Annotated in this window: 21 protein-coding genes and 1 pseudogene; 4 read left to right on the top strand and 18 right to left on the bottom strand. The window is 70.3% G+C overall.

Features of this window, described 5'->3' with window-relative positions; all coding sequences use genetic code 11:
* Positions 1-15 precede the first annotated feature (15 nt).
* The 18 genes and pseudogenes from GUY60_RS17080 to GUY60_RS17165 all read right to left on the bottom strand — a co-directional run bounded on the left by GUY60_RS17080 (position 16) and on the right by GUY60_RS17165 (position 15,710).
* Positions 16-573: a TetR/AcrR family transcriptional regulator gene (locus GUY60_RS17080; RefSeq protein WP_161698689.1), complete on the bottom strand. Its 558-nt coding sequence runs from the start codon at positions 571-573 to the stop codon at positions 16-18.
* A gap of 132 nt (positions 574-705) precedes the next feature.
* The gene (gene whiG, locus GUY60_RS17085) at positions 706-1,545 is read right to left on the bottom strand and encodes an RNA polymerase sigma factor WhiG (protein WP_161698691.1); all 840 of its coding nucleotides are present in this window, start codon (positions 1,543-1,545) and stop codon (positions 706-708) included.
* Between the two features lie 254 nt (positions 1,546-1,799).
* Complete coding sequence (gene dprA / locus GUY60_RS17090; RefSeq protein WP_161698693.1) at positions 1,800-2,954, bottom strand: DNA-processing protein DprA; 1,155 nt, start codon at positions 2,952-2,954, stop codon at positions 1,800-1,802.
* A gap of 137 nt (positions 2,955-3,091) precedes the next feature.
* Positions 3,092-4,699 (bottom strand): YifB family Mg chelatase-like AAA ATPase, encoded by a 1,608-nt coding sequence (locus GUY60_RS17095; protein ID WP_161698695.1) that lies wholly within the window; start codon positions 4,697-4,699, stop codon positions 3,092-3,094.
* Entirely contained in the window at positions 4,699-5,190 is a 492-nt protein-coding gene (locus GUY60_RS17100; RefSeq protein ID WP_161698697.1) for a YraN family protein, read from the bottom strand. Before GUY60_RS17100 ends, GUY60_RS17095 begins: the two co-directional genes overlap by 1 nt.
* A 259-nt stretch (positions 5,191-5,449) precedes the next feature.
* The gene (locus GUY60_RS17105) at positions 5,450-5,758 is read right to left on the bottom strand and encodes a DUF2469 domain-containing protein (RefSeq protein WP_055510545.1); all 309 of its coding nucleotides are present in this window, start codon (positions 5,756-5,758) and stop codon (positions 5,450-5,452) included.
* Between the two features lie 55 nt (positions 5,759-5,813).
* A complete protein-coding gene (locus GUY60_RS17110; protein WP_188132610.1) occupies positions 5,814-6,395 on the bottom strand; it encodes an NUDIX hydrolase in 582 nt (193 codons plus the stop codon).
* Positions 6,385-7,137 (bottom strand): signal peptidase I, encoded by a 753-nt coding sequence (gene lepB, locus GUY60_RS17115; protein WP_161698699.1) that lies wholly within the window; start codon positions 7,135-7,137, stop codon positions 6,385-6,387. The genes GUY60_RS17110 and lepB (GUY60_RS17115) overlap by 11 nt, the downstream gene beginning before the upstream one ends.
* Positions 7,138-7,229: 92 nt before the next feature.
* The gene (gene lepB, locus GUY60_RS17120) at positions 7,230-8,150 is read right to left on the bottom strand and encodes a signal peptidase I (protein ID WP_161698701.1); all 921 of its coding nucleotides are present in this window, start codon (positions 8,148-8,150) and stop codon (positions 7,230-7,232) included.
* Positions 8,098-9,228, bottom strand: a pseudogene (lepB, locus tag GUY60_RS17125) (signal peptidase I). Before lepB (GUY60_RS17125) ends, lepB (GUY60_RS17120) begins: the two are co-directional and overlap by 53 nt.
* Positions 9,221-10,024 (bottom strand): signal peptidase I, encoded by an 804-nt coding sequence (gene lepB / locus GUY60_RS17130; RefSeq protein ID WP_161698703.1) that lies wholly within the window; start codon positions 10,022-10,024, stop codon positions 9,221-9,223. Before lepB (GUY60_RS17130) ends, lepB (GUY60_RS17125) begins: the two are co-directional and overlap by 8 nt.
* Before the next feature lie 65 nt (positions 10,025-10,089).
* Positions 10,090-10,440, bottom strand: a complete 351-nt coding sequence (gene rplS, locus GUY60_RS17135) for a 50S ribosomal protein L19 (protein WP_161698705.1) — start codon at positions 10,438-10,440, stop codon at positions 10,090-10,092.
* A gap of 171 nt (positions 10,441-10,611) precedes the next feature.
* Positions 10,612-11,433, bottom strand: a complete 822-nt coding sequence (gene trmD / locus GUY60_RS17140) for a tRNA (guanosine(37)-N1)-methyltransferase TrmD (RefSeq protein WP_161698707.1) — start codon at positions 11,431-11,433, stop codon at positions 10,612-10,614.
* Complete coding sequence (gene rimM, locus GUY60_RS17145) at positions 11,433-11,975, bottom strand: ribosome maturation factor RimM (protein WP_161698709.1); 543 nt, start codon at positions 11,973-11,975, stop codon at positions 11,433-11,435. The genes trmD and rimM overlap by 1 nt, the downstream gene beginning before the upstream one ends.
* Positions 11,976-12,055: 80 nt before the next feature.
* On the bottom strand, positions 12,056-12,295 hold the full coding sequence (locus GUY60_RS17150; protein ID WP_030361979.1) for an RNA-binding protein: 240 nt from the start codon (positions 12,293-12,295) through the stop codon (positions 12,056-12,058).
* A 2-nt stretch (positions 12,296-12,297) separates the two neighbouring features.
* Positions 12,298-12,726, bottom strand: a complete 429-nt coding sequence (rpsP, locus tag GUY60_RS17155; protein WP_161698711.1) for a 30S ribosomal protein S16 — start codon at positions 12,724-12,726, stop codon at positions 12,298-12,300.
* Positions 12,727-13,015: 289 nt separating this feature from the next.
* A complete protein-coding gene (locus tag GUY60_RS17160) occupies positions 13,016-13,606 on the bottom strand; it encodes a hypothetical protein (protein WP_161698712.1) in 591 nt (196 codons plus the stop codon).
* Between the two features lie 268 nt (positions 13,607-13,874).
* Positions 13,875-15,710, bottom strand: coding sequence for an ATP-dependent metallopeptidase FtsH/Yme1/Tma family protein (locus GUY60_RS17165; RefSeq protein ID WP_161698714.1), 1,836 nt, complete (start codon positions 15,708-15,710; stop codon positions 13,875-13,877).
* Positions 15,711-15,879: 169 nt separating this feature from the next.
* On the opposite strand from GUY60_RS17165, the gene GUY60_RS17170 reads away from it, so the two are divergent.
* From GUY60_RS17170 to GUY60_RS17185, 4 genes are all read left to right on the top strand, one after another.
* The gene (locus GUY60_RS17170; RefSeq protein ID WP_161698716.1) at positions 15,880-16,305 is read left to right on the top strand and encodes a transcriptional antiterminator; all 426 of its coding nucleotides are present in this window, start codon (positions 15,880-15,882) and stop codon (positions 16,303-16,305) included.
* 11 nt (positions 16,306-16,316) lie between these two features.
* Positions 16,317-16,676 (top strand): DUF2620 family protein, encoded by a 360-nt coding sequence (locus GUY60_RS17175; RefSeq protein ID WP_161698718.1) that lies wholly within the window; start codon positions 16,317-16,319, stop codon positions 16,674-16,676.
* A gap of 7 nt (positions 16,677-16,683) precedes the next feature.
* Positions 16,684-18,018, top strand: a complete 1,335-nt coding sequence (locus GUY60_RS17180) for a YhfT family protein (RefSeq protein ID WP_161698720.1) — start codon at positions 16,684-16,686, stop codon at positions 18,016-18,018.
* The coding region (locus GUY60_RS17185; RefSeq protein WP_161698722.1) for a phosphotriesterase family protein at positions 18,015-19,025 on the top strand (1,011 nt) is incomplete at its 3' end. The genes GUY60_RS17180 and GUY60_RS17185, both read left to right, overlap by 4 nt.

Raw genomic sequence — 19,025 nt, forward strand, 5'->3', positions numbered from 1 at the left:
GGTGGAACGAGGGGTTCAGCCCCGCACTCCCCCGAGCGCCATGCGTACCGCCGCGTCGGTGATCGCTGTGGGGTCTTCGGCGGCGCCGAGTTCGATGCGGCGTACCGCTGCGTCGACGACTCCTTGGAGCAGCATCGCGGCCATGCGGGGTTGTTCGTGGCCGAGGGCTTCTAGCGCTTCGACGATCATGGCGACGAGGCCGCCGTGGGCGGCGCGGATCTTCTCGCGGGCGCCCGCGTCGAGTTCGCTGGAGGAGATGGCGACGACGGCTCGGTGGCGGCGATCGCCGACGAGGGCGAGTTGGGCGCGTACGTACGCCTCGACCTTGTCCTCGGGGCCGTCCGCGGCTTGCATCGCCGATTCGACTTCGGCGGCCCAGACCGGGAAGTCGACTTCGCAGAGTTCCTCGACGACGGCCGCGCGGGAGCGGAAGTACTCGTAGACGGAGGATCTGGCGAGGCCGGTGCGTTCGGCGAGCGCGGGGAAGGTCAGCGCTTCCGTTCCGCCCTCGGACAGCAGGGACCTGGCGGCGTCAAGGAGGGCGCCGCGTTGCATCGATCGGTGCTCGGCCACTGAGGCCGCTCGAATCCTTGGCACGTACCCACTCTACGGAGCGGATGTGGTGTGCGGGAGTCGACTCGAGTGAGCCTTGTGTGGACGTGCCTCGGCGGGGGCCTGCGTGCGCGGTGGTCGGGCAGTACCGATTCAGCGCCCGAAGCCGGCGAGTTTGGCGCGGAGCTGGAGCACGGATTTGGTGTGGATCTGGCTGACGCGGCTCTCGGTGACGCCGAGGACGTTGCCGATCTCGGCGAGGGTGAGGCCTTCGTAGTAGTAGAGCGTGACGACGGTCTTCTCGCGCTCCGGCAGGGTGTTGATGGCGCGGGCGAGGAGTCGGCGCAGTTCGCGGTCCTCGGCGATCTCCACGGGGTTCTCGGCGGCGGTGTCCTCGAGGGTGTCCATGAGGCTGAGCCGGTCGCCGCTTTCACCGCCGACGTGGAGGAGTTCTTCGAGGGCTACGACGTTGGCGAGGGACAACTGGCTGAAGACCGCGTGGAGTTCTTCGATCGCGATGCCCATTTCCGCGGCGACTTCGCTTTCGGAGGGGGTTCGGCGCAGTTGTGCTTCGAGGGTGGCGTAGGCGCGTTCGACGTTGCGTGCCTTTTGGCGTACGGAGCGTGGGATCCAGTCGAGGGCGCGGAGTTCGTCGATCATCGCGCCGCGGATACGGGTGATGGCGTACGTCTCGAATTTGATTTCGCGGTCGATGTCGAACTTCTCGATGGCGTCGATGAGTCCGAATACGCCGGAGGACATGAAGTCCGCTTGTTCGACGTTGGGTGGGAGGCCGACGCTGACGCGGCCGGCGACGTATTTCACCAGGGGTGAGTAGTGCAGGATCAGCTGTTCGCGCAGTCGTCCGTCGCCCGTCGCCTTGTACGACCTCCAGAGCTCGTCGAGCGACGAGGGTGCGGGCGGCCGCGCGCCGTCGCGGGCGGCGGGGGGAATGGCCGCTGCCCGGTCGGACCCGGAGGTGTGCTGGGGCATTCGTCGCCTTGAGCCGTTCTGCTGTGGTTCGTTTACGTGCGCGTCTTACCTGCGCGTCGGAGTCGGAAGCCTTGTGAGCGTAGCGTGACTGGAGCGTCGCAGTGTGCGAAGAGTAGGGGATCGGGCGCGGGCGTACGGGTTCGTCGGGTTGGTTGTGCCGTGTTGTTGTGTGGTGCGGGGTTGGGTTCCGGGCCCCAAATCACAGAATCTGCCAAGGTCATCGGGGATCGTCCGGACGGCGCAACGGGTGTTGTTCAGGTGTTGTCGTTCGGCGAAAAGTCCGTTCGGGGTGTCTGGCGTGTCAACTTCCAGTTGTCGCCGTGTCGTTCGACGAATCCGAGTGAGTGGAGTTCGTACAGGCTGGCGATGGTGTCGTCCGGGGTGGTGGCGGCGTCGCGGGCGATGGTGTGGACGGTTGCGGGGTCGCGGGCCGGCAGGGCGGCGAGTACGCGGTCGGTGTGGGGTGTGAGCAGGTCTCGGGGGATGACGGGGCCTTGTGGTTGGGGTGCGAGTTGGCCCATCTCTCCGATGAGTTCGATGACTTCGGCGGCGTCGGTGACGAGGCCGGCTTCGCCGCGCAGGAGTTGGTGTACGCCTGCGGACTGGCTGCTGGTGGCGGGTCCTGGTACGCCCATGGTGTGGCGGCCGAGGCGTTGGGCGGCGCGTGCGGTGGTGAGGGCGCCGCTGCGGTGGGCGGCTTCGATGACGACGGTGCCGCGAGTGAGGGCGGCGATGACGCGGTTGCGTTGGATGAAGCGGTAGGCGGTGGGGTGGTCGCCGGGTGGTAACTCGCTGAGCAGCAGGCCTTGTTCGGCGATGCGGTTGAGGAGTGCGGTGTGGCCGCGGGGGTAGGGGGTGTCGACGCCGCAGGCGAGGATGGCGGTGGTGGCACCGCCTGCGGCGAGTGTGGCGCGGTGGGCGGCGCCGTCGATGCCGTAGGCGCCGCCGGAGACGACGACCCAGCCGTGTTCGGCGAGGCCGGTGGCGAGGCGTGCGGCCATGTGTGCGCCGTACTCGGTGCAGGCGCGGGCGCCGACGAGGGCGACGGAGCGTAGTGCCCATATGCGCAGGTCGGGTTGGCCGCGTACCCAGAGTCCGATGGGTTGGGCGTCGCCCAGGTCGCGGAGTTGGCCGGGCCATTCGGGGTCGGTGGGGATGATGAAGCGGGCTCCGGTGGCGTGTGCGGTGCGGAGGTCTGCTTCGGGGCGGGCGGTGGTGGCGCGGTTGCGTAGTCCTGCGAGGCGTTTGGGGCCGGCGCCGGGCAGGGGTGCGTCGTCGTGGGTGAGGCGTTGGAGGAGTTCGGGGGCGCCGTGGTCGCGGAGCCAGCGGCCGGTGTGGTCGTCGCCTGGTTCGAGGATGCGGGTGAGGGCGATGCGTGCGAGGCGCTCATCGCGTGTGGTGAGCGGCATGGTGTTCGCCTCCGTGGTTGCTTCCGTAGGTGTGCTTTTCCGTGGCGGGTGGTGGGTGGCCGACCGTGTGGGGCTAAGGGTCGCGGTGCCACCAACTGCCGTGTGGTGAAGGGGTATTGATGGCCTGCGATGGAGGATCAGGGCGCGATGGCCATGGGGGCGCCTCGGGAGATGCCGGTGCGGAGTTGGAGTGCGAGGTTGACGTCGTTGTTGTCGGGGCGGTCGCGGCCGCTCAGGTCGGCGATGGTCCAGGCGATGCGGAGTACGCGGTCCAGGCCGCGGGCGGTGAGGAGGCCGCGCTCCAGGTCGTGTTCGGCTTCGTGGAGGGCTCCTGGTGCGGCGTGCCAGCGGGTGCGGAGTTCGTGTCCGGGGATGTCGCTGTTGGTGGTCCAGGGGGTGTTGGTGAGTCGTGCGGCGGCGCGTTCGCGGGCTTGGCGTACGCGGTCGGCGACCTGTCGGGTGGTGTCGCCTCGGTGGACGGTGGCGGTGAGGTCGGCTCGGGTGACGGGTTCGACCTCGACCTTGAGGTCGACGCGGTCGAGGAGGGGCCCGGAGAGGCGCCCTTGGTAGCGGCGGATGGCTCCGGGTGTGCAGCTGCCGTTTTCGCCGAGGAGGGTGCAGCGGCCGCAGGGACAGGGGTTGGCGGCGAGGATCAGCTGGAAGCGGGCGGGGAGTTGGACGACGCCTGCCGCGCGGGCGACGACGACGTGTCCGGCTTCGAGGGGTTGGCGTAGGGCGTCGAGGGCTTTGGCGCTGAACTCGGGGGCCTCGTCGAGGAAGAGGACGCCTCGGTGGGCGAGGGAGACGGCGCCGGGGCGTGGGAGTCCGGGGCCGCCGCCGACGAGGGACTGCATGGTCGCGGAGTGGTGCGGGGCGCAGTAGGGCGGGGTTTCGACGAGTGGGCGCCCTGCGGGGAGCGTGCCGGCGACGGAGTGGACGGCGGTGACCTCGAGGGCTTCTTTCTGGGTGAGGGGCGGCATGATCGAGGGCAGCCGTTCGGCGAGCATGGTTTTGCCTGCGCCGGGCGGGCCTTGGAGGAAGAGGTGGTGGCCGCCCGCCGCGGCGACTTCGAGGGCGGTGCGGGCGGCGGCCTGGCCGACGACTTCGGCGAGGTCGTGGTGGGTGGTGTTGTCGGGGGTGCCGATGGTGGCGAAGGTTCCGCCGAATCCGTTGGTGGGCGGGTTGAGTCCGGTGCGGTTGGTGTCGGGGTCGGGTTCTTCTTCGGGTACGGGTTCGTCGGTGAGTACGGCGATGAGTTGGCGCAGGCTGCGGACGCCGAGTACGGAGACGCCGGGGACGAGTGCGGCTTCGGCGGCGGCGCGTTCGGGAACGACGACTTGGTCGTATCCCGCTTCGGCGGCGGCGAGGACGGCCGGCAGGACTCCGCGTACGGGCAGGACCCGGCCGTCCAGGCCGAGTTCGCCGATCATGACGACGTCGGCGAGGGTGCGGGGGTCGATGCGTTCGGCGGCGCCGAGTACGGCGCAGGCCACGGCGAGGTCGAAGCCGCTGCCGCCTTTGGGTACGGAGGCGGGGCTGAGGCCGACGGTGAGTTTCTTCTGGGGCCAGGCGGCGCCGGAGTTGACGACGGCGGCGCGGACGCGGTCGCGGCTTTCGGTGAGGCTCTTGTCGGGGAGTCCGACGAGGGTGAACGCGGCCACGCCGGGTTCGAGGTCGGCTTGGACTTCGACGACGACGCCTTCGACGCCGACGAGGGTGACGGAGCAGGTGCGGGCGAAGGCCATTACGCCACCCCCTGTGCGTGTTCGACGAAGGGGGCGCCGCGGCTGGGCAGCAGGATGCCGATGAGGTCGATGCGGACGCCGCCGGGTGGTGGGCCTCCGTTGTGGTGGAGCCAGCGTTCGGCGAGGGTGCGCAGGCGGTCGGCCTTGGCGGGGGTGATGGCCGCCATGGGGTGTTGGAAGGGTGGTACGGGTACGGGCCCCGTGCGGTCCGAGCGGCCGGCGTGGTCCGTGCGGTCGGCGTGGCCCGTACGGTCGGCGTGGTCCGTACGGCCAGTACGGCCAGTACGGTCCGTGTGGCCCGTGTGGTCGGGTCGTCCGCGGCGGGTTTTGACTTCGCAGATGACGAGGGTGTCGTGGTCGAGGGCGACGATGTCGATCTCGCCGCCGGGTCCTGACCGCCAGTTGCGTGCCAGGATCTTCATTCCTGCGGCGACGAGTTGTCGCGCGGCGAGGTTTTCGCCGTACTTGCCGAGTGCTCCGCGTGCGTTCATGGGGCACCACCTCCGGGTTCGAAGGTGGCGGATCAGCGTCCAGCTTGTGGATCTTGGTGGATAACCGGCCGGTTGTGGATAACTCCGTCACCCACACGTGTCACACCGGCCACTCCCCCACCAGATGCGACCAGCAGACGACCCACCGGCAGGCGCCGCACCCGCAAACACAGCAGGGACCCCAAACAAAGCAGGGCCAAACAAAACAGGGGCCCTGCCGAAGCAGAGCCCCTGCCGAGGCGAAGCCCCGGTACAAACATCAACTGCTCGGCAACTCCAAGTCGCTCTTGTTGAGCTCCTCGATGTTCACGTCCTTGAATGTGAGGACCCGGACCTGCTTCACGAAGCGAGCGGGCCGGTACATGTCCCACACCCAGGCGTCGGCCATCGACACCTCGAAAAAGACCTCGCCCTGGACCGAGTGCACCTGCATCTCGTAGTCGTTGGTGAGGTAGAAGCGCCGTTCGGTCTCGATCACGTATTTGAACAGACCGACGACGTCGCGGTACTCCCGGTAGAGCTTCAGCTCCATCTCGGTCTCGTACTTCTCGAGGTCCTCGGCGCTCATGGCATGTTCCCCTTCAGCCGTGCGTCCCCCTATTGTGCGCCAGCCCCGCCCCGCCCTAGACGATTTCTGTGTCGAGGACCGTGGGACTGCCCGGAGGACCCTCGTCGAGCAGCGCGCGTAGCAGCCCGGCGAGCTTGGTCGGGTACACCGTCTCATGGGTGGACGACAGTTCCTGCCACGTCCACCACCGCATTCCGGAAACGCTGCGCTGTTCCAGCTCGGTGAGGCCCGGCATGTCCGTGGCGGTGCCGGTGGTCGCCGCGATGTGCCGGGTGCGGGCGAGGAAGTACCACTCGTCCTGGTCCCAGCGGCGCCCGGCGAACGGGAAGGAGCAGGTGCGCTGCCACAGCACCGGCCCCAGCTCGGCGTCGGTGATGCCGGTCTCCTCGGCGAGCTCGCGGAGCGCGGCCTGTTCGCGGGTCTCGTCGCCTTCGAGGCCGCCGCCGGGTGTGAACCACCAGTTGTCGTCGGCGTCGTCCGGCTCGTGCCCGTACAGCAGCAGGATCCGGTCATCGGGGTCGAGCAGAACGACACGGGCGACCCGACGCGGCTCCTCGTCGGCGGGCACAGCGGAGGCCTTCCCAGCGGACGCCTCCCCGGCAACGGGCCCCTCGTCGGAGGTCTCCTCAGCGGGCAGCACCGGCAGGCTCCCTCCGTCGTCCCGGCTGCTTGCGGCTGCCGCGCTTGGCGAGCGGCCCGTACGCGGCCCCGGCCAGGATGAGGACCGCGCCGCCGACGATGGCCGCGACGACGAGGCGCAGCGGGCCGGGTTCGGAGAGGCCGCCGGGCAGGGCCGCGAAGCCGGTGGGGCGTTCGAGCATGCCGTTCAGCGGCCAGGCGACGGCGTCGACGCGGGCGTTGACGGCGTCGCGGGGCACGGAACCCTTGCCGGCCTCGTCGAGGTGGACGGTGGAGTCGAGGGAGCCGCTGCGTTCGTCGCCGAGCAGGAACAGCCGGCCCTTGGGCACGGTCGTCGGCGGGATGCCGGAGTCGGAGGCCTTCACGCCCTTCGGCAGATACGGTTCTTCGATCGCCTTGCCGTTGACGGTGAGGCGGCCCTGGTCGTCGCAGCACGCGATCCGGTCGCCGCCGACGGCGACGACCCGCTTGACCATGGGCAGGTCGCCCCAGGTCTCTTCCTGGAAGACGACGACGTCGCCCCGGCGCACCTCGTCACCGTCGATGCGCTGGGCGAGCACGCGGTCACCGGCGCCGATGGTCGGGGTCATGGACGGGGTCGGCACCGTGTACGGCTGGTAGAGGATCGCGCCCCAGACGAAGCCGCCGAGGAAGAGCACACAGCCGAGGGCCACGGCCAGGCCCGACAGTTTGCTGCCGAGGCTGCCGTGGCCCTCGTCGGTACGTCGTGTTCTGCTCATCCCAGCCCCACCTCGGAGAAACGATCCGGTGTCCGCCGGTCACACGCGGGTGTGACCGGTCGCACGGAAGATCGGTGATCTGGGACGGCACCCTACCCGGCGGTACTGCCGCCAGAAACCCTGCGCCGACGCCACAGTACGAGCGGCACGGCACCGACGAGACCGAGGGCGGCCGGGGTGGCGGTGGCCGCGGCATTGAGGCCCGACTGGTCGAAGGTGTCGGGGACGGGCAGCGTGCCCCAGCGGTTGATGGGCCAGGCCTTGACGAAGGCGCGCCCCACGACGTTGTCGACGGGTACGAAGCCGCCGCCCGGGTCCTGCTGGTGGTAGCGGGAGTCCAGGGAGTTCTGGCGGTTGTCGCCCATGACCCAGATCTTGCCGTCGGGCACGGTGACCTTGAACTGGCCGCCCTGGTCGTCGTCGCTGCACGGCGTGGCCGTCATCTCGCCGAAGCGGTGGTTGACGTAGTCGCGCTCGTCGAGGGCCTTGCCGTTGACCTTGAGCGGGCCGGTGCCGTTGCACTCGACGGTGTCACCGGCGACGCCGACGACGCGCTTGATGAGGTCCTTCTCCTCGGCGGAGGGCATCAGGCCGACGAAGCTGAGGGCCTTCTGGAAGACGTTCGGCTTGGGCGTGGGCTCGCCGCGCAGCCAGTTGCCGGGGTCGTGGAAGACGACGACCTCGCCGCGCTCGGGCTCGGAGCCGAACCAGGGGGTGAGCTTGTCCACGAGTACCCGGTCGCCCTGCTGCAGGGTGTCCTGCATGGAGTCCGAGGGGATGGAGAACGCCTGCACCAGGAAGGTCTTGATGAGCAGCGCGAGCACCAGGGCGATACCGACGAGCAGCGGCAGCTCCTTCCAGAAGGAGCGGTGCCCGGAGCCGGAGCTCCGGCGGGGGTTCTCGTCGGGGTCCGTCGCGCCTGATTCGGTGCTGTCGGAGCCGCCGTTGATCACGTCGCGTTCATCCTCGGGTTCGTCGTGTCCGGATCGTGCGCCGACGGCCAAATCCCCCACATCCACTCCTCGTTCAGTGCCGCCGCCTGTTCCGTACGTGATGGCGTACGCGATGCAGGCCTACCACTCCCATAACGAGCGGGAGTTCCGCAGGGATCGGGAGGGGGGTTTTCACGTTCAGATTCTCGCTGCCCAGCCTATGCGACGTGCTGCCGGCCGCGTCCGACCCGCCGGACGCGTTCCCCGGGTCGGGCACGGAGGCGTACGTGTCGCGCTGTTCGAGCCCGCTCCAGTGGTCGAAGGGCCAGGCGATGACCTTGGCGGTGCCGACGACCTCGTCCTCGGAGACGGTGCCCTGGTACGGGCTGTCGAGGTGGTAGCGGGAGTCGGCGGAGTTGGAGCGGTGGTCGCCCATGACGAAGATGCGGCCCTCGGGCACCTTGACGTCGAAGCGCCGGGAGGAGGGTTTGCTGAGGTCGTCGGGGTGCAGGTAGGGCTCGTCGATGGCGACGCCGTTGACGGTGACTCTGCCGTCGTCGCCGCAGCACTTGACGTGGTCGCCGCCGACGGCGATGACGCGCTTGATGAGGTCCTGCTCGTCGTCGGAGGGCAGCAGGCCGATGAAGGTGAGGCCCTGCTTGATCTGCTTGACGCCGACGGGGTCGTCCTTCTTCTTCGTCGTCTGCTCGGCGCGCAGCCAGCCCCCGGGGTCCTGGAAGACGACGACGTCACCGCGCTGCGGCTCGGCGCCGAACCAGGGGGTGAGCTTGTCGACGAGGACACGGTCGCCGATCTTGATGGTCTGCTCCATGGAGCCCGACGGGATCACGAAGGCCTGGACGAGGAACGTCTTGAGGACGAGCGCGATGAGGATGGCGACGCCTATGAGGAGGGGTATCTCCTTGATCGCGGAGCGCCTTCGGCGGCGCTTCACCTTACGGGCCAGCTTCCGCCGCTCGGCCCGCCCGGGACGTGCCGGTGTCTCCTCGGCGGGCCGTGATCCGGTAGGCGGGCTTCCGGCGGGGCGGCGTCCGGGAGGACGGGTTCCGGGGGGCCGGAGTCCGGTCAGCTGGATGGTGTCGTCGGGGTGGCCAGGGCTGTGACCGTGATCGCCTCGCGGCTTGCCCCTGCTACCCATGGGCACCGCCGGGTCGGGGCACCTTCGCGAACGTGTCGGGGGCGTCGAGGGAACCGGACCGGTCGAGGGGCAGCCCGATGAAGTCGGCCCGGCCGATCACGGAGTCCACGGGCACCATGCCGCCGCCGGGCGAGCCCAGGTGGTCGCGGGAGTCGGCGGAGTCGGAGCGGTGGTCGCCGAGGACGAACAGTGAGCCCTCGGGCACCACCACGTCGAAGGGCACCGTGGACGGATCGTCCCCCGGATACAGATACGCCTCGTCCACCGGCTCCCCGTTCACTTCGAGCTTCCCCTGCTCGCCGCAGCAGGCCACCCGGTCACCGCCGACACCGACCACGCGCTTGATGTAGTCGGAGTCGCCGAAGTAGCCACTGCCGTCGAAGACGACGACATCGCCGCGCTGCGGCTCGGAACCGAAACGGTACGCCAACTTGTTCACCAGGACACGGTCGCCGGTGTTCAGGGTCGGCTCCATGGAACGGCTGGGGATGAGGAACGGCTGCATCACGAAGGTGCTGACGAGCAGCAGGAACACCAGACACAGCGCGGTGACCACACCGGCACGACGCCAGCGCCGCGCACTCGGCGACAACTCCGGCCGTACGAAGGCGAGTTCGGCGTCGGCTTCAGGCGCAGGCACGGCGTCCGGTGTGGGCCTCGCGTCCGGCTCCTCGTCGGCGGGTGCGGTTCCGGGGCCGGAAACAGCCGCGGAGCGCGACCCCTCCCCCTCCCGCTCGGTGTCGGCGGGTTCGGGGGAGCGATCGCGCTCCGTGTGCTGTGCTGCTTCGGTGTCCATCGGGGTCAGAGCCTATCCGGCGCACCCCGAGGCTCCGGATCCGAGGAGGGATCCGGGGCGCGAGATCAGTTCTCGCGCTTCTCCTTGATCTTCGCGGCCTTGCCGCGCAGCTCACGGAGGTAGTACAGCTTGGCGCGCCGGACGTCACCCTTGGTGACGAGCTCGATCTTCTCGACGATCGGGGTGTGCACCGGGAAGGTGCGCTCGACGCCGACGGAGAAGGAGACCTTGCGGACCGTGAAGGTCTCGCTGACGCCGGCACCCTGGCGACGGATGACTACGCCCTTGAACTGCTGCACACGGGAGCGGTTGCCCTCGATGACGCGCACGTGCACGTTGACCGTGTCACCCGGGCGGAAGGCCGGGAGGTCGGTGCGCAGCGACGCGGAGTTGACGGAGTCGAGCAGGTGAGCCATGTGTGTCTGCTTTCTTCGCCGATGCCACAGGTCATCGACGGGAAGGTGTGCGATGAGTTTCGGTAGCTGTTCTCGTCGGGCCTTGCGTCTGGACCATCCCCATGTGCATGGGGAGCAAGCTTCGGTCGTTCCCCCTGTGGCAGGGGCGCAGGCTGGACGTACAGCAGCGGCCTATTCTTCCACGGCCTCGGGTGTTGGCCCAAATCGCCCGTCGGGGCCCGGCCGCCAGCCCAGGATCGAGAGCATTTCGCGGTCCTTCTTGTCGAAGGCCTTCGGGTCGGTGCGCTCGATGAGGTCGGGGCGGTTGCGGGTGGTGCGGCGCAGTGCCTCGTCGCGGCGCCAGCGGGCGATCTTGCCGTGGTGGCCGCTGAGCAGCACATCGGGGATGTCCCGGCCGCGCCACTCGGGGGGCTTGGTGTAGACGGGCCCTTCGAGGAGGTTGGCCATGGTGCCGGGCGCGAAGGAGTCGTCCTGGTGCGAGGCGGCGTTGCCGAGGACTCCGGGGAGCAGCCGGGCCACGGCTTCGGTGACGACGAGGACGGCGGCTTCTCCGCCCGCGAGGACGTAGTCGCCGATGGAGACCTCGTAGACGGGCATGCGGGTCGCGTACTCGTCGATGACGCGGCGGTCGATGCCTTCGTACCGGGCGGGCGTGAAGATCAGCCAGGGGCGCTCGGAGAGCTCGACGGCGAGTTCCTGGGTGAAGGGGCGTCCGCTGGGGGTGGGGACGACGAGGACGGGGCCGTGCGCGCCGTGCTCGTACCCGTCGGCGAGCGCGTCGTCGAGGGCGTCGCCCCACGGCTCGGTCTTCATGACCATGCCGGGCCCGCCGCCGTACGGGGTGTCGTCGACGGTGTTGTGCCGGTCGTACGTCCACTGCCTCAAGTCGCGTACGTGAACGTCGAGTTGGCCGCGTGCGCGGGCTTTGCCGACGAGGGAGACGTTCAGCGGTTCGAGGTACTCGGGGAAGATCGTGACGACGTCGAGGCGCATTACGAGTCCTCGCGCGACGAGGCGATCTCAGCGCGGTCGTCGATGAGGCCGGGCGGCGGGTCGATGATCGCGCGCTGCTCCTCGAGGTCGATCTCGGTGACGATCTCCTCGACGAACGGGATCATGACCTCGGTGCCGTCGGCCCGCTCCACGATGAACAGGTCCTGCGACGCGAGGTGCGAGATCTCCGTGATCCGGCCGACCTCCTGGCCGTCGACGGTCACCACGTCCAGGTCCATGAGCTGGTGGTCGTAGTACTCGTCGTCGCCCTCGGGCAGTTCCTCCGGGTCGATCTCCGCGATGAGCAGGGTGTTGCGGAGCGCCTCGGCGCCGTTGCGATCGCGTACGCCCTCGAAGCGGAGCAGCAGCCGTCCGCTGTGTACGCGACCGGCGGCGATGGTGAGGGGGCCGGTGGCCGCGGGGTCGGTGGCCAGGACGGCGCCGGGACCGAGGCGCAGCTCCGGCTCGTCCGTGCGGACCTCGACGTTGACTTCGCCCTTGATGCCGTGGGCGCGGCCGATGCGTCCCACTACCAACTGCACGTTGAACTCTCCTTCGTACGACGACGGGCCGGGGTGGGCCCTTGAGCCCTCCCCGGCCCGTGCCGGTATTGCCTTTTGGTTCAGTGAACCTGGTCGACGTCGACGAGGTCGACGCGGACACCGCGGCCGCCGATGGCCCCCACGACGGTACGCAGGGCGCGAGCGGTGCGGCCGTTACGGCCGATCACCTTGCCGAGGTCGTCGGGGTGCACCCGGACCTCGAGGACGCGTCCGCGGCGCAGGTTGCGCGAGGCTACCTGCACGTCGTCGGGATTGTCGACGATGCCCTTCACGAGGTGCTCGAGAGCCTCCTCGAGCATGCTCAGGCCTCGGTCGACTCGGTGGACGCGGCCTCAGCCTCGTCCGCCTTCTTGTCGGCCTTCTTCGCCTTCTGGGTGATGGCCTCACCCTTGGGGCCGTCCTCGGTGCTCACGGCGTCGAAGACCGGACGCGCGGCCTTCGGCTCCGGCTGGAGCAGCGGGGCCGGGGCGGGCTCGCCCTTGAACTTCTGCCAGTCGCCGGTCTTCTTGAGGATGGCGAGAACCGGCTCGGTCGGCTGCGCGCCGACAGACAGCCAGTAGGCAACGCGCTCGGCGTTGACCTCCATGCGGGAGGGGTTCTGCACCGGGTGGTACAGGCCGATCTCCTCGATGGCCCGGCCGTCACGGCGGGTACGGGAGTCGGCGACGATGATGCGGTAGTGAGGCGCGCGGATCTTGCCCAGACGCTTCAGCTTGATCTTGACTGCCACTGGAGTGGTGTCTCCTGGTCTTGACGTGGGTGGGCACAACGAAGATGCCGCGTGGGGTTGCGGTACTCGAGTGCCCGATGGACGCGTCAGCCGGAGGCGAGAGGGTTCCTGTGCGGCTGTCGAGTACAGCTAGTCATTGTGCCATACCTCGCTGGGGCGGGTTTCCTGGGTGCCGACCTCAGCCTTACAGGCGGGCGCGGACCCGGTGGAGGCCACGGGGCTCCGCCCCGGACCCCTCCCCCAGCTACCGCTGGGGGTGCCCCCACCTCAAACGCCGGAGGGGCTGGATTTACACCGCTCCCACGACTTCCGGGATACGGAACGGCTTGCCGCAGCCGCCGCACATGATGGGAGCCTGGGCCAGGACCGAGGGGACCACTCGGACGTTGCGGCCGCAGTCGCAGACCGCCTTGACTCGGACGCCGCCGCCGGACGAGCCGTGCCGGGCGGCGGGGCCGCGGAAGCTGCGGGCGCTGTCCTGGGCGGTGGCGGCGGTGTGGGCCTTGAGGGCGCGCTGGAGGCGCTCGGTCGTCGGGCGGTACCGCTTTCTCGCCTCGGCGTTGAGCGTGACCAGGGAGAAGCCGCTGCTGGGGTGCGGTTCCTCGGGGTGGTCGAGGCCCAGTTCCTCGGCGATCGCGAGGAAGCGGCGGTTGTGGTAGCGGCCGGCGCGCGAGGTGTCCCGGACGCCGCGGGCTGCGGCGATGCCGTGGACTGCCTCGTGCAGCAGTCGCTCGAAGGAGAGCTCGGCGCCGCAGGCGGACGAGGACTCTCCGATCAGGGACTCGGGCGCGGCAAGGTCCGGCAGCTCGGGGTGGTGCCGCTGAATATCGGCCCACGCCTGCGCCAGCTCTGCGGCGAGGACAGGTGGTGTCGTGCTCACGTCGTGACAACGAGCCGGGGGGCTCCAGTGTTCCTATTCCGGGGCATCCCAAATAATTTGCACGTACCAGTCAGTTGCCGCTGATGCGTCCTGACGAGGGCGGGTGCGCCGATCTGCGCCGGAACACACACAGCTCACACCAAGGTGTGGCGTAGCGACATGTACGCCGCATGACGGTGCGGTCCGCTCCGATGTGTAGACCGCTGCGTAGACCGCTCACTACGCGCGCGTGCCACCGGGCTGACCGTACCGGGTGCGTGGCCGCGACCTACGGGTGGGGTTTGGCGAGGCGGGTGATGCCGGCCGCGCGGTAGGCGTCGACCTCCTCCAAGGTCTCGTTGGCTAGCAGCGCCTCGGCGAGGGCGTCCAACTTGTGGCGGTTTTCGCGGAGTTGGCGGCAGGCGCTCTCGTAGCACTCGTCGACGACGCGGCCCATCTCGCCGTCGATGGCGTCGAGGGTGCTGGGGGCGGCGGAGAGGCCGTAGGCCTGCTGGGCGTCGCTCGGGAGGGCGGAGAGGCGGCCGACGCGTGCGCTCATGCCCCAGCGGCCGACCATGCCGCGGGCGATGTTGGTGACCTGTTCGAGGTCGTTCTCGGCGCCGGTGGTGATGACGCCGAAGACGACCTGCTCGGCCGCCATGCCGCCGAGCGCGCCGATGATGCGTCCGCGCAGGTACTCCTCCGTGTACGCGTACTCGTCGGCGTCCGGCGTGGAGAGGGTGACGCCGAGGGCGCGGCCGCGGGGCACGATGGTGATCTTGCGTACCGGGTCGGCGCCGGCCTTGAGCATGCCGAGCAGGGCGTGCCCGGACTCGTGGTAGGCGGTGCGGCGGCGTTCCTCTGCGGGCATCACCAGGGGCCGTTCGGCGCCGAGTTGGACCTTTTCCAGGGCGGTGGACAGGTCGGACGCGGTGACCTCGGTCTGCTTGCGTTTGACGGCGAGGAGGGCGGCCTCGTTGGCGAGGTTGACGAGGTCGGCGCCGGTCATGCCGGGGGTGGTGCGGGCGACCTGGGCGAGGTCCACGTCGTCGGCGAGCGGGATGCCGCGGGTGTGGATGTCGAGGATCGCCTCGCGGCCCTTGCGGTCGGGCGGGCTGACGGTGACGGTGCGGTCGAAGCGTCCCGGCCGGGTGAGGGCGGGGTCGAGGACGTCGGCGCGGTTGGTGGCGGCGATGACGACGACGCCTTCGGAGCCGGAGAAGCCGTCCATCTCGGTGAGGATCTGCTCGCGTTCGTCGTGGCCGCCCATGCCGGCGCCGCCGCCGCGGGCCCGGCCGATGGTGTCGATCTCGTCGATGAAGATGATCGCCGGGGCCACCTTGCGGGCCTCGGCGAAGAGTTCGCGTACGCGGGAGGCGCCGACGCCGACGATCATCTCGATGAACTCGGAGGCGGAGGCGGAGGCGGAGAAGAACGGCACCCCGGCCTCGCCCGCGACGGCCCGTGCGAGCAGGGTCTTGCCGGTGCCGGGCGGGCCGGCGAGCAGGACGCCGCCGGGCATCCGGGCGCCCATCTTCCGGTAGCTGTCGGGGTTCTTGAGGAAGTCGACCACGTCGTTGAGCTCGCCCTCGACCTCGTCGATGCCCGCGCCGCCGCCGAGCCGCGCGGACATCCGGCGGGCCATAAACACCCACAGGGCGACGAGCAGCAGGATCGGCAGCAGGGAGACGAGCAGGTTGGTGAGGAGGCTGGGCTCCTTGTAGACGGGCTCGGCGGTGACGGTGACCTTCTGCTTGGTCAGCTCGTCCCAGAGCTGGTCGTCGGCGAAGCTCGGCCGCTGGGTGGCGAACTTGTCGTACGTGTCCTTGTCCTTGTCGGGCACGCCCGCGGCCTTCTTCAGGTCGCCCTGGATCTGGTCGCCCTTGGCGTAGATCTTGGAGACGTTGCCCGCGGTGACCTGCTTGCTGAACTCGGTGTACGAGATCTTGGTGGGCGCGTCGTCGCCGACGAAGGTCAGCACCAGGTTGGTGATCAGGTACACCAGCAGCGCCGTCCAGATCAGCCCACGCCAGCTCACCTTCTTCTTCGGCGGTGGCGGCGGTGGCGCCCCCTCGGAGCGCCACGGCTGGTCGGCGCGGTCGCGGGGCGGCACGGGGCTGGTCACGCTCGTCACTATTGGCGGATCGGATCAAGCGGGCATTTCGGGCCTATAGCGGGTATCCCCCGCCCTTTGCCGGAGATCCCCCGCGCCTGGAATCCGTTCCGCGGCATGGCGGATCCGGGGCGGGTTCCACGATCCTGGTGGCTCTCCCGACGTGTCGGAAGGCGGCTTCATGGACGTACTGGATGCGGCAGCCGGACCAGGTGAACCGGACAGCCCGGACGAACCGCTCGCGTTCCGTATCCGGCTGTTCCGGGACAGCGGTCAGGTGCGGCCCGAGGTGGCCGCGTTCGTGGCCGCCGAGCTGGTGGCGCTCGCGGCCGAGGGGCACACCGTCACCGAGGAGAGCGCGGGGCTGCTGACCAGCCATCTGCTGATGGCGCTCACCCGGCTCCTGGACGGCGAGCCGATCGCCGGGTCGGACGCGGACGGGCAGATCGCGGCCGAGCTGTCCGGGCACCCGACGGCGCTCGCGCGGGCGCGTGCCGTCGCCCTGCGCGCCGGGCGCGAACTCGGGGCCGTACTACCGGAGTCGGAGGTCAACTTCCTGGGCATGCACCTGGCCGTACTCGCCCAGCGGTCCACCCATCGATCGTGAAGGGGCTCCCCATGGCGCAGATCCTCACCGGCGGCGTCGGCAAGATCGAGGTCGCCGAGGCCGTCGAACGGCTCGGGCTCGACGGTGTCGACGTCACCGTCTCCAGCGACCTGGACGCCGCGACCCGGCTCCGTACCGGCACGGCCGACTACTACCTCGGCGCCTGCCACACCGGCGCCGGCGCCTCCCTCGGGCTGCTCGTCGGGCTGCTCGGGCAGGGCGCCTGCCACACCTTCGGGCGCGGCACCCCGACCGCCGACGAGGTCGACGCGCTGCTCGTCGACGGCAAGAAGGCCTTCGGCTTCGCCCTCGACCGGATCGAGGCCGTGGCCCCGGTCGTCGCCCGCGCCATCGCCGGCCGCGGCGCGTGACCCGGTGATGTCCGCCGCGGGCACCGGCCTCGACTTCACGCTGCCGCAGCAGCTGACCGTCATCGCGCTCTGCGCCCTGACCGCGTTCGTCTCGCATCTGGCCCTGGCCGTGTTCAACGACGGCGTACGGCCGTTCCTGCTCGACTTCGTCCGGGGCCGCAGTACGCGCGGGGCCACCGCCGCGGTGTCCTTCGGGCTCTCGGCGGGGTTCGTGTTCGGGCTCGGCGCGCCGATGGCGCTCGCGTCCGGGGTGCTCAACCCGTGGCTGCTGTTCCTGCCCACCGATGTGCTCGGCATCCTCGCGCCCCGCAAGTGGCTGGCGCCGCTGCTCGGGGCGGCCTGGGGCGCGGTCGTCGTCTTCGGCCTGAAGGGCGCGAACCGGCTCGCCCATGAGCTGCCGGTCGACTTCCTCACCGCGCTGCAGGAGATGTCGACGCCGATCCTGTACCTCTTCACGCTGTTCCCGGTGCTCGCCGTGACCAAGCAGTTCGGCCGGGTGCGCGGAGGTGTGGTGGGGGTGGTCGAACTCGCCCTGGTCGTCCTCACGTTGAAGCTGTGGCCGACCGTGTTCGCCGGTGCCGTCGCGATGGCCGTGGGCGTGCTGATGCTGATCGGGTTCGCGGTGGCCAGGGACGTCGGGCAGCGCAGGGCGGCGGCTCCTGTGTCCGACACCGCCGGTACGGGTTCCGGGGACGATGCCGACCCCATGGCCTCGTTGTTCGGGGCGAGCGCGGCCCGGCTGCGGCGGCATCTGCCGCTGTTCATGGTGCTCGGCGCCGGGATCTGCGTGCTCGCCCAGCTGAAGATCTTCGGCGGCGGCGAGGCGACCAGCTTCCTCGTCGCCAAGGGCCAGTACGCGGAGGCCGCGCAGGTCGACCTCTACCGGATGCTCGGCTTCCTCCCGCTGATCGCGACGACCGCGCTGGCCTCCGGCGCGTACGGCATCGTCGGGTTCACGCTCGCGTACCCCGTCGGATATCTGCTGCCGAACCCGTACCTCGCGGCGCTCGCGGGTGCGGCCGTGTTCGCCGTCGAGGTGCTCGCGCTGTCCTGGATCGGCAAGGGGCTCGGCCGGCTGCCCAGCGTGCGTGACTCCTCGGAGCATCTGCGGGCCGCGATCGGGGAGGCGCTGGGGCTCGCGATCCTCTTCGGTTCGCTGATGGCGGCGAACGCGATGGGCGGCGGGCTCGGCATCCTCGTCTGCGGCGGCCTGTACCTGCTCAACGAGGCGATGGGCCGCCCGGTCGTCCGGATGGCGGCGGCCCCGGCGGCGGTCCTCGTCGGCGGTGTCGTCCTCAACGTCCTGTACTGGCTGGACCTGTTCACCCCGGTCAAAGCGTGACCGCGCACCCGCCGAAGCGCCCGCCCGAGCACCTGCGGACCGTACTCGGCCCGCTCTCCCCCGCCGAGGTACGCGGCCCCGTCCTCCCGCACGAGCACCTCGCCCTCGACCTGGACCGGGCCGGCGACCGGGCCGCCGTGCTCGACCCGGTCGCGCACGGGCCGGCCGTCACGGCCGAACTCGCCGCGCTGCGCGCCGAGTTCGGGCTCTCCCTGGTGGTCGAGCTGAGCTGCCGCGGCATGGGCCGCGACCCGCGCGCCCTCGCCCGCATCTCCGCCCGCTCCGGAGTCCCCGTGATCGCGGCGACCGGCTGGTACTACGCGCCGTTCCACCCGCCCGAGGTCGCCGCGAGCAGCGTCGGACAGCTCACCGACACCCTGCTGCGCGACCTCGACGAGGGCCTCGACGGAACGGGCGTACGGCCCGGCGTCATCGGCGAGGTCGGCAGCCACGGCGACACCCCCACCGGACCGGAGGCCCGAGTGCTGCGCGCCGCCGCCCTGGCCGCACGCGCCGGCGGCCTGTCCGTGGCGACCCACGCGGCGCTCGGCCGCGGCGGCCCCGCCCAGCTCGACCTGCTCACCGGCGCGGGCCTCGCCCCGCACCGCGTCGCCATCGGCCACCAGGACCTGCTCGAAGTCCCGTCCGTACACCGGGAGTTGGCGGCAGCCGGGGCGTACGTCGCCTTCGACACCGTCGGCAAGGAGCACTACCGGAGCGACCGCACCCGGCTCCGGCTGCTGCTCGCCCTCCTCGACGCCGGGCACGCCGACCGGGTGCTGCTCAGCTGCGACATCTCCCGGCACGGGTACCTGGAGTCGGAGGGCGGAGGGGGATACGGGCACCTGTTCCGCTCCTTCCTCGGCGCGGTGCGGGCCGCGGGTGCCGACGACGACCTGATCGACCTGCTGACCCGGCGCAACCAGCACCGGCACGACCAGCACCTGCGCGACCAGCAAGGAGACCGACCCGACATGAGCACCGCGCCCACCGGCACCCCACCGCCC

This window comes from Streptomyces boluensis (assembly GCF_009908195.1).
Classification (GTDB): Bacteria; Actinomycetota; Actinomycetes; order Streptomycetales; family Streptomycetaceae; genus Streptomyces; species Streptomyces boluensis.